We start from the raw sequence: 13,676 nt of genomic DNA on the forward strand, positions 1-13,676 counted from the left end.
GGGGACGATTTGACGATGCGCCCCTTGCATCCGGTCTCGCCGGGCACCCGAACCGTGCTCGGCATTTCCTTCTTCGTGCTGTTCGTGGTCTTCTGGGCGTGGATCACGCTTGGCGGCCACGTCAACCGCATCTTCCTTGCCGATCCGCTATCGATGCTGCGGGATGGCTGGCGGCTGCTGGTCGAGGATCGTTTCTGGCTCGACATACTGATCACGATCTGGCGGGTTTTCGGCGGCTTCCTGCTAGCGTCGGTTGTCGCGGTGCCGCTCGGCATCGCGATGGGCGCCTGGAAGCCGGTGGAAGCGTTTTTGGAGCCGTTCGTCTCCTTCGCACGCTACTTGCCGGCCTCGGCCTTCATTCCGCTGCTTATCCTGTGGGCCGGCATTGGCGAGCTGGAAAAATTGCTCGTCATCTTCGTCGGCTCGGTGTTCCAGATCGTCCTGATCATCGCGGTCAAGGTCGGCAGCACGAGACGCGACCTCGTCGAGGCGGCCTATACGCTCGGATCCACCAACGACGGCATCGTCAGACGGGTGATCATGCCGGCCAATGCGCCCGAGATCGCCGAGACCTTGCGCCTGGTGCTCGGTTGGGCCTGGACCTATGTCATCGTCGCCGAGCTTATCGGCTCGTCCTCCGGCATCGGCTACATGATCATCAACAGCCAGTCGCGGCTGGCAACGGGGCAGATCATCTTCGGCATCATCGTCATCGGGCTGATCGGGCTGTTGTCCGACTTCGCCTTCAAGGCATTCAACCGCTGGCTCTTTCCGTGGAGCCTGGCGTGAGCAAGCTTCTCATCGAAGGGGTCTCGCGCACTTTTGCTGGCGTGAGCGGCGGAGAGCCGGTCAAGGCATTGATGCCGATCGACGTGGCGGTCGCCGCCAACGACTTCATCACCATCCTCGGGCCATCCGGATGCGGGAAGTCGACATTGCTGCGGATCGTCGCCGGGCTCGAAGCACCGAGCGAGGGCCGCGTGCTGCTCGACGGCAAGGTGGTGACCCGGCCCGGGCCGGATCGCGGCATGGTCTTCCAATCCTACACGCTGTTTCCCTGGCTGACGGTTGCCGAAAACATCGCCTTCGGCCTGCGCGAACGCGGCATGCCTGAGAGGGAGCGGGACGGGATCGTCGCCTCCTATGTCGACCTTGTCGGCCTGAAGGGGTTCGAGAACCATTGGCCGAAGCAGCTCTCCGGCGGCATGCAGCAGCGCACGGCGATTGCACGGGCGCTGGCCAACGATCCCGAAATCCTCTTGCTGGATGAGCCGTTCGGCGCGCTCGACAACCAGACCCGCGGGCTGATGCAGGAGCTGCTGCTCGGCATCTGGGAACGCCGCAAGAAGACGGTGCTGTTCGTCACTCACGACATCGAGGAGGCGATCTTCATGGCCTCGCGGGTGATCGTGATGACGGCGCGGCCTGGCCGCATCAAGTCGGATGTCGCCATCGACCTGCCGCATCCGCGCCATTACACGCTGAAGACCAGCCTGGAATTCTCGGCGCTGAAGGCACGGCTGACGGAAGACATCCGTGTGGAGGCGATGCAGACAGCGCAGGCTCAGCCGGCGTAGCTCCCCAGATCTATCCGATCAGGCCGCCAGCAACTGCTTGCGGTCGACGCGCTCCTGCTGCGGCGAGCGGGCGTAGAGTTCGCGGTAGCATTTGGAGAAATGCGAGGCCGAGACGAAGCCGCAGGCGACCGCCACCTCGACCACCGGCATCGACGACTGGATCAACAGGTGTCGAGCGCGGTCGAGCCGGATTTCGAGATAATAGCGGGCGGGGGATCGGCCCATCTCGGTGCGGAACAGCCGTTCGATCTGTCGGCGCGACAGGTCGACATGGTCGGCGATCTCTATCAGCGACAGCGGCTCGGAAAGATTACCCTCCATCAGTTCGATGATGGTCAGCACTTTCGAGTTCTGGACGCCGAGGCGAGCGCGCAGCGGCAGACGCTGGCGGTCGGTAGGGCTGCGCACGCGATCGGTCAGCACCTGCTCGCAGACGCGGTTGACGAGGTTCTCGTCAAAGTCGTCGCCGATAAGTTTCAGCATCATGTCGAGCGCCGCGGTGCCGCCGGCGCAGGTGTAGACGTTCTGGTCGATTTCGAACAGGTCGGCAAAGACATTGGCCTTCGGGAACGCCTCGGAAAAGCCCGGCAGGTTCTCCCAATGGATGGCGCAGCGCTTGTTGGACAACAGGCCGGCTGCCGCGAGGATATGCGCGCCGGTGCACAGACCGCCGACGGCGACGCCGCGATTGTACTCCTCGCGTAGCCAGGCAAAGGCTGACTTGTTCTGATAGCGCTCGACATCGATGCCGCTGCAGACGATGGCCATGTTCGGCCGGTCGGGGCCCGCCATCTTCCTGCGCTCTTCCTCCAGCGAGGTGTTGACAGCGCATTCGACCCCGTTCGAGGCACGCACCGGCTTGCCATCAATGCTGGCCAGGCGCCAGCGGTAGGCTTCGTAGCCGAGCATGCGATTGGCGGAGCGTAGGGGATCGAGCGCGGTCGCAAAAGCGATCATGGTGAAATCGGGAACAAGGAAGAATACAAACGATCGCTTGATCGGATGCTTTACGGCGTTCAAGTGAACCTCACTCATCCATGGCGCGAACAGGATGTCGCGAATAGCATAGCGACATCAGGAAAAACCATGTCTGTCAATTGGCTACGTCGCCCGGAAAAGATTAAATTTGCGACATGGGTCGCAAATGGGCAATCTGCGTGCAGCGAGCCCCGGAAGTGGCACCCGCTGTTCAAAGGACAGGCAGCGTGCGTCCACCGGCAGAACAAAAACGCCGCTCTGGCTGGAGCCAGGCGGCGTTACAGTTCTAAAGCAGCGGCAGGGATGCGCTGCCTCTTAATCTTCAGGCGACGAAGCCCAGGCGCGCCGCATTCATGGCGCCGGTCTGGCCGGGCATGGTGTTGGCGAGGCGCTGGCGCTCGAGAGCGGTGGTCAGGTTCATTTCGCGGCGGGCGAAGAGGCGTGCAAAAAGCTTCATAATCATCTCCATTTGTTGCTCAGACGGGTCGCCTTCGCTTGATGGAGTGGGGCAGCTCGTTTGCTGGCGGTGATATAGGCTCGTGTAAGCAGAAACTAAATCGCAAAAGCGAAGCACTTGATATGAAAAGCGACATCCAATGCGACAAATTTGGGCAAGATGCCCGAAATTTATCATTGTTTACAACGAATTAATTGGAAACAGGAGCTGCTATGCGGCTTTCTCATATGCGTCATGCGCGAACCACATGGCTCCGAAACTCATTTGAATACAAATAAAATAGGGAAGGCCTGCCGGGCTGGTTCGCGCGGCAGGCCTTCAGCAAATGCTACACACGATCTACTTTGCTCCAGCCCAGGATCCGGCGCCATGGCGTGCATTGGTCTTGGCGTCGGAGGCTTCAGGCCAGCCGATATCCTTCTGCAGTTCGATCGGCAGGGAGCGGATAGCGCGTTCGGTCTGGTAGCGGGCGCGGGCCGCGCTGAATTCGGCCGCGATACGACCGATGGACGACAGAATAGACATTATGTTCTCCTTTGGCATCTGGCGCAGCCAGACTGCGCGTTGGCAAATCGGGTTCGTTTCAACTTCATTCGCGTCGAAGGCAGGTCCTGGTTCGCAGGTCATTTCATGGTGCCGATGGCAGCGACCTGCTTCGATGGAGTTGACTATCCTCCCGTTCTGATGTTCAATCAAACGAAATGGAATGATGTTTTGTATCAGAAAAATTGAAGGTCGGTCCCCATGAACGCCCCGCTCAATCATCCACTGCCGTTGCTCGATCTTGACGTTTTGCGCACTTTCGTGGCGATTGCCGAGACCGGCAGTTTCACCACCGCCGCCAATGCCGTCTTCCGCACGCCGTCGGCCGTCTCCATGCAGATCAAGAAGCTGGAGGACATCCTTGGCCGCTCGATGTTCGCGCGCGACGCCCGCTCGGTGTCGTTGACCACGGATGGCGAAATGCTGCTCGGCTATGCCCGCCGGCTGCTGTCGATCAACCGCGAGGTGGTGTCGAAGTTCATCATTCCCGAGATTGTCGGCGTGGTGCGGCTTGGTTCGCCGGATGATTACGGCGAGCGCGTGCTGCCGCATGTGCTGAAGCGTTTTGCGCAGTCGCATCCGTCGATCGCCGTCGACGTCACCATCGACCAGAGCAGCAATCTGCGCCGGCGCATGGACGACCGGGCGCTCGACATCACACTGCTGACCAATTCCTACAAGACCAGCGCGCTCGGCGCCGAGGTGCTGCTGACCGAGCCTATCGTCTGGGCCGGCGCCAAGGGCGGCTGCGCGCATCTGCGCGAGCCGTTGCCGGTATCGCTGTGGGAAGAGGGATGCGCCTGGCGGGCGGGAGCGCTCGATGCGCTTGGCCGCGAGGGCCGCAATTACCGCATTGCCTATATGAGCGCGCACACGGCCGGCCAGCGTGCCGCGATCATGTCCGATCTCGCCGTGGCGCCGCTGCCAAAGTCGTTTCTCGGCAACGACATGGTCGAGCTTTGCCCGAAGGACGGCATGCCCGACATCGGCACCTACAATCTGGCGATGGTGGTGGCGCCGGACGCCAGCGCGCCGGTCAAGGCAGTCGCCGACCACATCCGCGCGACCTTCGAAGTGTTCCGGGAAACCGGCAAGTTCTGATCCGCCAATAGGTTCGAACTGAAAGCAGAAGCACTACTCCGCCGCCGCGGCGGAGGGCGCTTCGAGGCCGGTTCTCATGTCTTGCCCGATCGGCAAGCGGTCCTCACTGAGAAATGCGACGATGTGCTGGCGGGCGCGGCGTGATTCCGGCATGTCGATCAACGGCCAGACGTGGAACATGCCTTCCTCGTAGACGACATCGACTTCGACGCCGGCGGCACGCGCCTTTTGCGCGAAGATCAGATTGTCAGGCGTCAACAAATCGCGTGAGCCAGTCAACAGCAGCGTTTTCGGCAGCACCGACAGATCGCCATAGAGCGGGCTGATGTGCCAGTCTGACGGATCTATTCCTGCACTATAAAGGCGGATTGCCTCCCGCCCGCCCGCAATGCCCAGCCATGGGTCGTCGCGTTCGGCCTCGAACACTTCGGGGTTAGCAAGCGACACGTCGAGGCCGGGTGAAATCAGCACATGGCGCGACGGCACCGGCAGGCGCTGTTCTGCGGCCATCATGGTCAGCACCACAGCCATGTTGCCGCCGGCGGAATCGCCCATGAAGACGATGTCTTCGGCCTCCGTCTCGTCGAGCACCTGGCGGTAGACGTCGCCGACCATGCCGAACATGGCGTGGAAATCGTGTTCGGGGGCGATGGGGTAGATCGGCACGGTGATGCCGTAGCCCAGCCGGTCGGCCATGTCGGCGATCAGGTGCCAATGATAGGGCGTGATTTCAAAGACATAGGCGCCACCGTGTAGATACAGTATCCGCTTCCGCTCGCCGGCCCTGGGGGCGATTTCATAGACGGGGAAGCCATCGATCGTATGCATCTCGACGTTAAGACGCTGACGCAGCGAGACAGGAGGCTGGTGATCCTCGGTCTTGCGCGCGGCGGCGATCCAGCGCTGCAGGTTCTCCGGGCTGGAAAACGCCTTCTTGCGGCTGTGCCTGAGCACGAAGGACACGACGTGGCTTTTCAGACTTGGCATGCTGATACACGAACTTCGGCCAAAGCCGACTAAGAGAACCCCTCTATTTCTGAAGATTGTGCCGTCGCTGAAAATGTCAAGATTTGTGTGTCTACACGGTGGTGTGATCCGCGCGCGGAGGTCAGCGATGCGGCAAAAGCGCGGCACGCAGCCGGTTGCTTGTGATTGTCGGGGCCATGCGAGGTCCGCGGCGGACGCCGAGCAATTTACATTTGTCGGCGAAGGTCATCAGCGCGATGTAGCCAGAAGCAGCGAGGCAAGCGCGGCTTGAGGATCGTTCGGCGGCGATGCTGGCCAACCAATATCCTTCTGGACATGAGCCGGCAGGCTATTCAGCGCGCGGATCGCCTTGTTGCTGGCGTGGGTCTGCCTGATGGTCACACCGAAGCGACCGAGATTTCCAAACATCGACATTTTCATCTCCCTTGACGAGCGGGGCCGAGGACTATCTTCGGCCGCCTTTCGATGCTCGGGTAAATGCACCTGCCATGTATCAGACGGATTTCGCTAAAACGGCGGTTTGGTTTCCAAGTCGTCGCGATTTGGAAACATTTGCATACAAATGAAATTATACCGAAGTCAGTGCTCCGGCGCCAACGCGCGTGAAAAAACGAGGCGTCCGATGACTCGAATAATTTCCTGTTGCGCCCTTACTGCTCCCGACCACGCCGCCGCCCCTCGTGGCCTTCGCGCGAACGCCGGCGCGGGGCGGCATCGCCGGCAACGCCATCCTCGCTGACCGTCTTGCGCGGCGGCAGTTTCACCGCCGCCGATAGTTTCGGGAATGGATCGACCTTGTTGGGCAGCGCCATGGCGTAGACGAAATGCTCCTGGAATTTCGGTTCGAGCGCCGTCTCGATCTTCTCGATCTTGCTGACCGTGTCCTCGATCTCGCGGCGATAGCCCCGATTGAGCAGCGCCATGCGGGCGCCGGCACCGGCGGCGTTGCCGACCGCTGAAACCTTGTCGAGGTCGCAATCCGGGATCAGACCCAACACCATGGCGTATTTCGGATCGATGAAGGAACCGAAGGCACCGGCGAAGTGGATGCGGTCGACATGCTCGGTGTTCTGCTTTTCCATCAACAGCTTGGTGCCGGCATAAAGCGCTGCCTTGGCGAGCTGAATGGCGCGCACGTCGGTCTGGGTGATGGTGATCTTCGGCCCATCTTCCTTCAATGCGGAGCCTTCCTTCAGCACGTAGGAGAAGGTGCGGCCGTTGGCGACGACACGCGGCGAGCGGGCCGCAAGCCCTCCATCGATGACGCCGTCCTCCGAGATGATGCCGGCGAGATACATCTCGGCTACCACCTCGATGATGCCGGAGCCGCAGATGCCGGTGACGCCGGTTGCCTGGACGCTGTCGACGAAGCCCGGCTCGTCGGACCACAGGTCCGAGCCGATGACGCGGTATTTTGGTTCCAGAGTGTCGGGATCGATGCGTACGCGCTCGATTGCGCCGGGCGCGGCTCGCTGGCCGCCGGAGATCTCAGCACCTTCGAAGGCTGGGCCCGTGGGTGAGGAGGCCGCGACGACGCGCGTGCGGTTGCCAAGCACGATCTCGGCATTGGTGCCGACGTCGACGATCAGCATCATCTCGTCCTGGCGATGCGGACCTTCCGACAGCGTCACCGCCGCCGCGTCGGCGCCGACATGGCCGGCGATGCAAGGCAGCATATAGAGCCTGGCGCCCGGGTTGAGCTTCAGGCCGATGTCCGATGACTTGATATGCACCGCGCCCGAAACGGCGAGCGCGAAGGGCGCGCCGCCAAGCTCGGTCGGATCAATGCCGAGGAACAGATGGTGCATGATCGGATTGCCGACGAAGACGGAATCCAGGATGTCGTTGCGCTGGACGTTGCCTTCGGCGCAGACCTTGTCGACAAGACTGGAAATCGCCTCGCGCACGGCGACCGTCATGCCTTCGCGGCCGTCCGGGTTCATCATCACATAGGAGACGCGGCTCATCAGATCCTCGCCGAAGCGGATCTGCGGGTTCGATGTGCCCGACGAAGCGGCGACGCGGCCCGACAGCAGCGACACCAGATGCATGGCGATGGTCGTCGAGCCGATGTCGCAGGCGAGCCCATAGGCCTCGTTCTTAAGACCGGGCCAAAGTGCCACGACACGCGCGGTCTCGCTGTCGGCATCCTTGTAGATCGCGGCGGTGGCGGTCCAATTGCCCTTGCGCAGGATGCCTTGCACCTGCGGCAGCAGATAAAAATCGAAATCGAGGCTTTTCAGGCCCCAGTCGTGCATCAGCGCGATCTTCAGGCGGTCGAGGTCGCCAAGCGGCTTATGCATGTCGGGTTCTTCGATCTCGACATAGCACATGCGGATCGCCGAATCGCGGGCGATCACCCTGGTGTCGGCATCCTTGCGGATCGTCTGCGCGTTGATGACCGTGTCCTGCGGCACGTCGATGACGAGGTCGCCCAGGATCTGCGCCGAGCAGGAGAGGCGGCGCCGTTCGGGCAGGCCACGGACGCGCTCATAGCGCTCTTCCTTGGCGCCCTTGGGCGTGATGTGATCGTTGGAGGAAACGATCTTGTGCTTGGCAAAATTGCCTTCCTGCACCTCGACCTGGCAGCGCCCGCAGGTGGCACGTCCACCGCACACACTTTCGACGTAGACGCCGAGCTGGCGCGCGGCATCGAGCACCGGCGTCCCGACAGGAAACCGCCCGCGCTTGCCCGACGGCATGAACAGCACGAGCGGATCGGTGATATTTGCAGGTGAGTTCACGATTGCGCGCTTATCCTCGACCCATCCGAGCTTCACGGCCGCCACGGCGGCGGCCGCCATTGTTGGCGCCTTCGCCCGGCGCGTTGACTTGCGTCGGCGCGGCGACCGCCTGGCCGCCCTCGGCCGGCTTGTAGTCCTTGTAGGTGCGGATCCAATTGGTGCAGTTCTCATCGGTGCCGTTGAGCACATTGGCGCCGCGCACGGCTTCCATCTCCTGCGGCCGCACCGGGTTCATGATCGCCGACGTCATGCCGGCGCCGATCACCATTGGGATGAAGGCGGCGTTGATGCCGTGGCGATGCGGCAGGCCGAACGAGATGTTGGACAGGCCGCAGGTGGTGTTGACCTTGAGCTCCTCGCGAAGACGGCGCAGCAGCGCGAAAACCTGGCGGCCGGCATCGCCCAGCGCGCCGATCGGCATGACCAGAGGATCGACGACGACGTCATGGGCGGGAATGCCGAAATCGGCGCAGCGCTGCACGATCTTCTTGGCAACGGCGAACCGCACATCCGGATCCATCGAAATGCCGGTCTCGTCGTTGGAGATGGCGACGACGGGCACATTGTATTTCTTGACCAGCGGCAGGATGGCTTCGAGCTTTTCTTCCTCGCCGGTGACGGAGTTGACCAGCGGCCGGCCCTTGGCGACCTTGAGCGCGGCTTCGATCGCGGCGGACACCGAGCTGTCGATCGACAGCGGCAGGTCGACCAGACCCTGGACGATTTCCAGCGTCTGCACCAAGAGGCCGGGTTCGGTCTCGTTCGGGTTGACCGAGGTTACGCCGGCATTGACGTCGAGCATGGTAGCGCCACAGGCTGCCTGCTCGAGCGCATCCCTGATGACGGTCTCGAAATTGCCCGCGATCATCTCGGCCGCCAGCTTTTTGCGGCCGGTCGGATTGATGCGTTCACCAATCACGCAGAACGGCTGGTCGAAGCCGATGATGATTTCTCGTGTCGCCGAGGCGACGATGGTACGGGTCATGAATTCTCTCCGCCATGATATAAAGATTTCTTTATATCGTTGTCTGTTTTCGTTCAAGCGAGCCGGTGGTCGTGCGCTATCAGTGCGCGGTCCTCACCATGTCCACCTGCGTTTCGGTAATGTCGTCGTGCAAGATGCTGTCGAGCCGGTCGGCGACAAGCTGGTCGTCGCGACGGATTTCGCGTTTCCACGGCTGGCGGCCCTTCAGCACGCCCGATTCATCAACGATCTCGGCGACATATTCCTCCTGCCGGTAGGCCATCACATGGACGCCGGAGACGCCTGATATTTCCTTCACCTCGTTGATGATGTCGATGCAGAGCTGCTTGCCTTCCTTCTTCTGGTCCTGGGCGCCTTCCAGCCGCTTGATGACCTGATCGGGAATATGGATGCCTGGCACGTTCGAGCGAATCCACTTGGCCGTCTTGGCCGAGGCGAGTGGGCCGACGCCAACCAGGATGAAGCATTTTTCGGTGTAGCCGAGGTCGCGCACCTTCTGCATGTAGGTGCGAAACATCGGCACGTCGAAGCAATACTGGCTCTGCACGAATTGCGCGCCGGCGGCGATCTTCTTGCCCAGGCGATGCGGGCGGAAATCGATCGGCGGCGCGAATGGATTGATCGCAGCACCGAGGAAAAGCTGGGGCGGCGTCGTCAGCTTGCGGCCGGACAGGAACTTGCCGTTATCGCGCATGATGCGGCAGGTCTCGAGCAATGACATGCAGTCGAGGTCGAACACCGGCTTGGCGCCGGGCTGGTCGCCGGCCTGCACGCCGTCGCCGGTCAGGCACAGCATGTTGGCGACGCCCATCGCGGCACCGCCCAGCACATCGCCCTGGATGGCGATGCGGTTCTTGTCGCGGCAGGCGATCTGCATGATCGGCGCATAGCCCATGCGGGTCAGCAGTGCGCAGATGCCTACCGACGACATATGGCAGTTGGCGCCGGATGCATCGACGGCATTGATGGCATCGACCCAGCCATCGAAAATCTTGGCGCGGTTATAGACGTCTTCCGGATCGGCGCTGTCGGGCGGATTGAGCTCTGTCGTCACCGCGAACTCGCCACGCCGAAGCACGCGCTCCAGCCGGCCGCGCGAGGTGTGGCCGGGCAGGGGGTCGAGCGGCAGGTGGATACCGGCCGGGTTCTCATCGCGCTGGCGTCCGATCATGCCGATGCCCCGGTGTTTGCCGCCTCATTCTTGGCGGCAGCGGCGGCTTCACGCGCGGCGGCGGCCTGCGCGGTCACCCGCAGCCACGCCGAGGTCTCACGCAGAGACTGGTCGACCGGCTTCTGCACCGTCAGGATCCTGTCGCCGTGAACCATGTTCTGCGAGCCTTCCCAGGCCTTGACCCAGACGCAGGGCATATCGGGCTCGACCTCGCAATTGCCGTTGGCGCGGACGCCGCCGCAAGGGCCGTTGCGCAGCTGCTTGGGGCAGTTCATTGGGCACGACATGCCGGTCGACGACAAGATGCACTGGCCACACATGCGGCAGTCGAACATGAAGCCCTTGACGCGCTTCTCGACGAATTTGATCGGTCCTTCGACGCGGCCGTAGCCGATGCCTTTCCACAGGGGATGGAGCGTCAGGAACATATCGGCGAATCTGGCGTAGAACCATTCGAGCAATCGCGAGTGCCGCACAGACCATAATCTGACCGCGAAGGAACGCTGCACGCGCCGCTGCGGCGACACGTCAGCCGGCTTGTAGTCGGATTTTGGCGCTGCCTTCTTGACCAAAGTGGCCTGGGTAATCGCCGGGGTGGTTTCAGACATTTTCCTTGCCGCCCGCCTTGACCAGACCGACAAGCCGCTCGCGGTCATATTTCGTGTCGATATCGTTGAAGGCCTTCTCGACCTCGGCTTCAAGGTCATCGCTGACCGGAACGGGATCGGCCTTGCGCCATTCGGCCAGATAGTCGTCAGTGCCACCGGCGCCGGTGCGCATAGCGCACATGTCGATCGCCTCGGTGAAGCGCAGCGGCAGTTCGCGCTTGGCGTTCTGCCGACCCTTCTTGACGATCACCTGGGCAGGAATGTCGCGCCAGTAGACGACGATCAGATCGGCCATGAATTCTCGCTCCCGTAGAACGCCTCCCGTCCGCTTGGACGCACACAAGGACACTCTACCACTTCAATTTGCTGCATCAGGCTTTCCGAAGATCGATTCCTATTTTCGGGGCCGATGCAATATCCGAGCATTGCCGCAACCGCAGTTGGGTCGCTTGTTATGGGACGACGCGCGCGCATTCAAAAGCGACGCATTTGGATGTCGTAAAATGAAAGGTGTGCTTATTCGTCTGTGGCGCGTGCCGGCGGCAGATTAGACGCGTTGGAAAAGCCGGCGCGCGGCATGCGGATCCGGGAGAAGAACGCGCTACCAGATGCCCGTTCTCAGGCCAGTCCAGAGGTAGAACCAGATCGTTGGATGATACCATTGTTGCGACGGCAGGCCCGGGTCGATGGTGGTGAGTTTTCCGGCCAGCGCGTCGCTGATAGCCTCGACGCAGATGTCGCGCGAGAACGCGGCCTGACGAAGCGCGTAACTGGAGATGGTGTCGCCGCGTTTCGGCTGACCGTGCACCTGTTTCAGCACGCCGCCAGTGTCGACGCCGGCATCGACCAGATGCACGGTGGTACCGAAATTCTGCGGATCGCCTGAAGTCAGTGCCCAATAGCCGCCGTTCATGCCGCGGTATTTCGGCGTAATGCCAGCGTGATAGTTGAGCACCGGGCAAGGCATCCTGGCCAACATGCCCTTCGATAACAGCCTGCAGCCGTTCAGCAGGACAACGCCAGGCTGGAGCTTGTTGATCGCCTCGAGGCACTCCGGCCCGTTGGCCGAAGCAACATGGATGATTTCCTGGCCTCGCCGCGGCTCGACCTCCAACTTTTCTTCGGCAATTAGCCGCGCGGCATGGCTGGCGAGAAGCCGTTTGCCGAGTCTGCTGAGCACCATCGTGCCAAGTTGACCCACGGCGGAGATCCAACCCTGACGGCGAGCCCGACCACGAAGCAATTGCTTTTTGGATTCAGGCGTTTCGAGGACGACGCTGACAGGGCCGACGCGGTCGGTGATCGCGTTGACGATAGCCCAGACATGCTGGCCTCCTCCAGTGACGACCACGATCCGCGTACTGGATTCTGATGCTGCCATGGATCTTGCCCCCTCCAAGCAACCCGTTCTCGACAATGGGCGGGATGCTAGGGCGTTCGGGTTAATCCTTGGTGATCAGCTCTTCGATACATGGTCAGCGCTGGAACTCGATGATGTCGAGCTTCGATTCATAGTAGGGCGCCGGAAATTCGATGCGCCATTCCTTGGCGCTGTTGCGAAAGGCATAGCCGACCTGGTCGGTCTGCGGACCACTGCCATAGGGCTTTGCCGGATCGCTGTTGACATAGAAGGAGCCGAGATAGATCGCACGTTTTTCGCCATCGTCGAAGAAACGGCCCTTGGTGCGCTGCGAGCCGCTGATCTTTTCCAGCTGCCAGCCGGAACCGTCGTCGGTCACCTTACATTTGAACCAGCCATAGATGACGAGCGGCAAAGGGCCGCCGGCCTTGATCGTGCGGCACTGCCAGTTGCCGGTCAGGCCCTTGTCGGAGAAGGAAACCAGCGGCTTCGCCAGCAAGGTATCGAGTTGCTTGAGCTCGGCCGGGTCTCCCGCTTTCGCCTCGGCGAGCGCCGCCTTGCGCGTCTCGCCATACTTATCGAGCCGCGCCTTGTCTGCGGCGGTGATGAGTTTCTGCACCTCGCCATCGGCAAGGGCGGGAAGAGTGCAGCAGAGCAGGCCGACAAGGGCGAACAGCGGGCGAAGGGTCATAGGAGGCTCCCGGTTGAAGTCTGGTGCAGTGCCGGCTGGTGCATAATCTATCGGGTCGCTGGCGCCTGTCATCCGTGCTTAACAGCGTCACGGTCAAAAATCATGGTGTGACGAATGCGAATCTTGCTCACGGGATCGTCGGGTTAGTTGGGCAGCGCACTGGCACCGCGCCTGCGCGCGATTGGGCATGACGTCATCGGGCTCGATCCTGCGCCATCCGCGGAGAAGCGCCTTGTCGGCTCGATCGCTGATCGCGACCTTGTCATGCGGACGGTCAGGGAAAACCAGATCGACGCGATCATTCACAGCGGCGCGCTGCACAAGCCCAACATAGAGAGCCGCGCAAACAGCGATTTCGTCGCCACCAATGTGCAAGGCACGCTCAACCTGCTCGACGCGGCGGTGGCCGCCGGCGAGCAGCGCTCTGATCGCCGATGCTCCGTCGGTCGTAGTGCGCAATTTCCCGGATTTTCC

Annotated in this window: 15 protein-coding genes and 1 pseudogene; 4 read left to right on the forward strand and 12 right to left on the reverse strand. The window is 61.8% G+C overall.

All coding sequences use genetic code 11. The features are described 5' to 3' along the window. The first annotated feature begins 15 nt into the window (after nucleotides 1-15). Both NKJ90_RS02025 and NKJ90_RS02030 read left to right on the forward strand, forming a co-directional pair. Nucleotides 16-789, forward strand: a complete 774-nt coding sequence (locus NKJ90_RS02025) for an ABC transporter permease (protein ID WP_023757762.1) — start codon at nucleotides 16-18, stop codon at nucleotides 787-789. Continuing rightward, the gene (locus tag NKJ90_RS02030; protein ID WP_023757761.1) at nucleotides 786-1,577 is read left to right on the forward strand and encodes an ABC transporter ATP-binding protein; all 792 of its coding nucleotides are present in this window, start codon (nucleotides 786-788) and stop codon (nucleotides 1,575-1,577) included. The genes NKJ90_RS02025 and NKJ90_RS02030 overlap by 4 nt, the downstream gene beginning before the upstream one ends. Before the next feature lie 18 nt (nucleotides 1,578-1,595). Here NKJ90_RS02030 and NKJ90_RS02035 read toward each other — a convergent pair whose 3' ends face one another. From NKJ90_RS02035 to NKJ90_RS02045, 3 genes are all read right to left on the reverse strand, one after another. Then, on the reverse strand, nucleotides 1,596-2,534 hold the full coding sequence (locus NKJ90_RS02035; RefSeq protein WP_502904883.1) for a GlxA family transcriptional regulator: 939 nt from the start codon (nucleotides 2,532-2,534) through the stop codon (nucleotides 1,596-1,598). 343 nt (nucleotides 2,535-2,877) lie between these two features. Next, nucleotides 2,878-3,012: a hypothetical protein gene (locus NKJ90_RS02040; protein WP_013531161.1), complete on the reverse strand. Its 135-nt coding sequence runs from the start codon at nucleotides 3,010-3,012 to the stop codon at nucleotides 2,878-2,880. A 339-nt stretch (nucleotides 3,013-3,351) separates the two neighbouring features. Further along, nucleotides 3,352-3,537: a hypothetical protein gene (locus NKJ90_RS02045; protein ID WP_023757759.1), complete on the reverse strand. Its 186-nt coding sequence runs from the start codon at nucleotides 3,535-3,537 to the stop codon at nucleotides 3,352-3,354. A gap of 219 nt (nucleotides 3,538-3,756) precedes the next feature. Here NKJ90_RS02045 and NKJ90_RS02050 point away from each other — a divergent pair, with 219 nt between their 5' ends. Continuing rightward, the gene (locus NKJ90_RS02050) at nucleotides 3,757-4,656 is read left to right on the forward strand and encodes a LysR substrate-binding domain-containing protein (RefSeq protein WP_023757757.1); all 900 of its coding nucleotides are present in this window, start codon (nucleotides 3,757-3,759) and stop codon (nucleotides 4,654-4,656) included. Nucleotides 4,657-4,689: 33 nt separating this feature from the next. Here NKJ90_RS02050 and NKJ90_RS02055 read toward each other — a convergent pair whose 3' ends face one another. From NKJ90_RS02055 to NKJ90_RS02095, 9 genes are all read right to left on the reverse strand, one after another. Further along, a complete protein-coding gene (locus tag NKJ90_RS02055) occupies nucleotides 4,690-5,643 on the reverse strand; it encodes an alpha/beta hydrolase (protein ID WP_023757756.1) in 954 nt (317 codons plus the stop codon). A 228-nt stretch (nucleotides 5,644-5,871) separates the two neighbouring features. Then, on the reverse strand, nucleotides 5,872-6,057 hold the full coding sequence (locus tag NKJ90_RS02060) for a hypothetical protein (RefSeq protein WP_023757754.1): 186 nt from the start codon (nucleotides 6,055-6,057) through the stop codon (nucleotides 5,872-5,874). A 236-nt stretch (nucleotides 6,058-6,293) separates the two neighbouring features. After that, nucleotides 6,294-8,447 (reverse strand): ASKHA domain-containing protein, encoded by a 2,154-nt coding sequence (locus NKJ90_RS02065; protein WP_032907039.1) that lies wholly within the window; start codon nucleotides 8,445-8,447, stop codon nucleotides 6,294-6,296. Continuing rightward, nucleotides 8,398-9,372, reverse strand: coding sequence for a methyltetrahydrofolate cobalamin methyltransferase (locus NKJ90_RS02070; protein ID WP_023757752.1), 975 nt, complete (start codon nucleotides 9,370-9,372; stop codon nucleotides 8,398-8,400). The genes NKJ90_RS02065 and NKJ90_RS02070 overlap by 50 nt, the downstream gene beginning before the upstream one ends. Nucleotides 9,373-9,451: 79 nt before the next feature. Continuing rightward, nucleotides 9,452-10,543 (reverse strand): methylenetetrahydrofolate reductase, encoded by a 1,092-nt coding sequence (locus NKJ90_RS02075; protein WP_023757751.1) that lies wholly within the window; start codon nucleotides 10,541-10,543, stop codon nucleotides 9,452-9,454. Next, nucleotides 10,540-11,151, reverse strand: a complete 612-nt coding sequence (locus tag NKJ90_RS02080; protein ID WP_352485596.1) for a methylenetetrahydrofolate reductase C-terminal domain-containing protein — start codon at nucleotides 11,149-11,151, stop codon at nucleotides 10,540-10,542. The genes NKJ90_RS02075 and NKJ90_RS02080 overlap by 4 nt, the downstream gene beginning before the upstream one ends. After that, nucleotides 11,144-11,446 carry a virulence factor gene (locus NKJ90_RS02085; RefSeq protein ID WP_023757749.1) on the reverse strand — a complete coding sequence of 101 codons (303 nt, stop codon included), beginning with the start codon at nucleotides 11,444-11,446 and terminating at the stop codon, nucleotides 11,144-11,146. Before NKJ90_RS02085 ends, NKJ90_RS02080 begins: the two co-directional genes overlap by 8 nt. 306 nt (nucleotides 11,447-11,752) lie before the next feature. Next, nucleotides 11,753-12,532 carry a formyl transferase gene (locus tag NKJ90_RS02090; protein ID WP_023757748.1) on the reverse strand — a complete coding sequence of 260 codons (780 nt, stop codon included), beginning with the start codon at nucleotides 12,530-12,532 and terminating at the stop codon, nucleotides 11,753-11,755. A 94-nt stretch (nucleotides 12,533-12,626) separates the two neighbouring features. Then, on the reverse strand, nucleotides 12,627-13,202 hold the full coding sequence (locus tag NKJ90_RS02095) for a DUF4893 domain-containing protein (RefSeq protein ID WP_023757747.1): 576 nt from the start codon (nucleotides 13,200-13,202) through the stop codon (nucleotides 12,627-12,629). Nucleotides 13,203-13,349: 147 nt separating this feature from the next. Between NKJ90_RS02095 and NKJ90_RS02100 the strand changes: the two are divergent. Beyond that, nucleotides 13,350-13,616 (forward strand): annotated as a pseudogene (locus tag NKJ90_RS02100) (NAD-dependent epimerase/dehydratase family protein); the annotation flags it as partial. Between the last annotated feature and the right edge of the window lie 60 nt (nucleotides 13,617-13,676).

The sequence above is a fragment of the Mesorhizobium sp. M0051 genome (assembly GCF_040323235.1).
Taxonomy (GTDB): Bacteria; Pseudomonadota; Alphaproteobacteria; order Rhizobiales; family Rhizobiaceae; genus Mesorhizobium.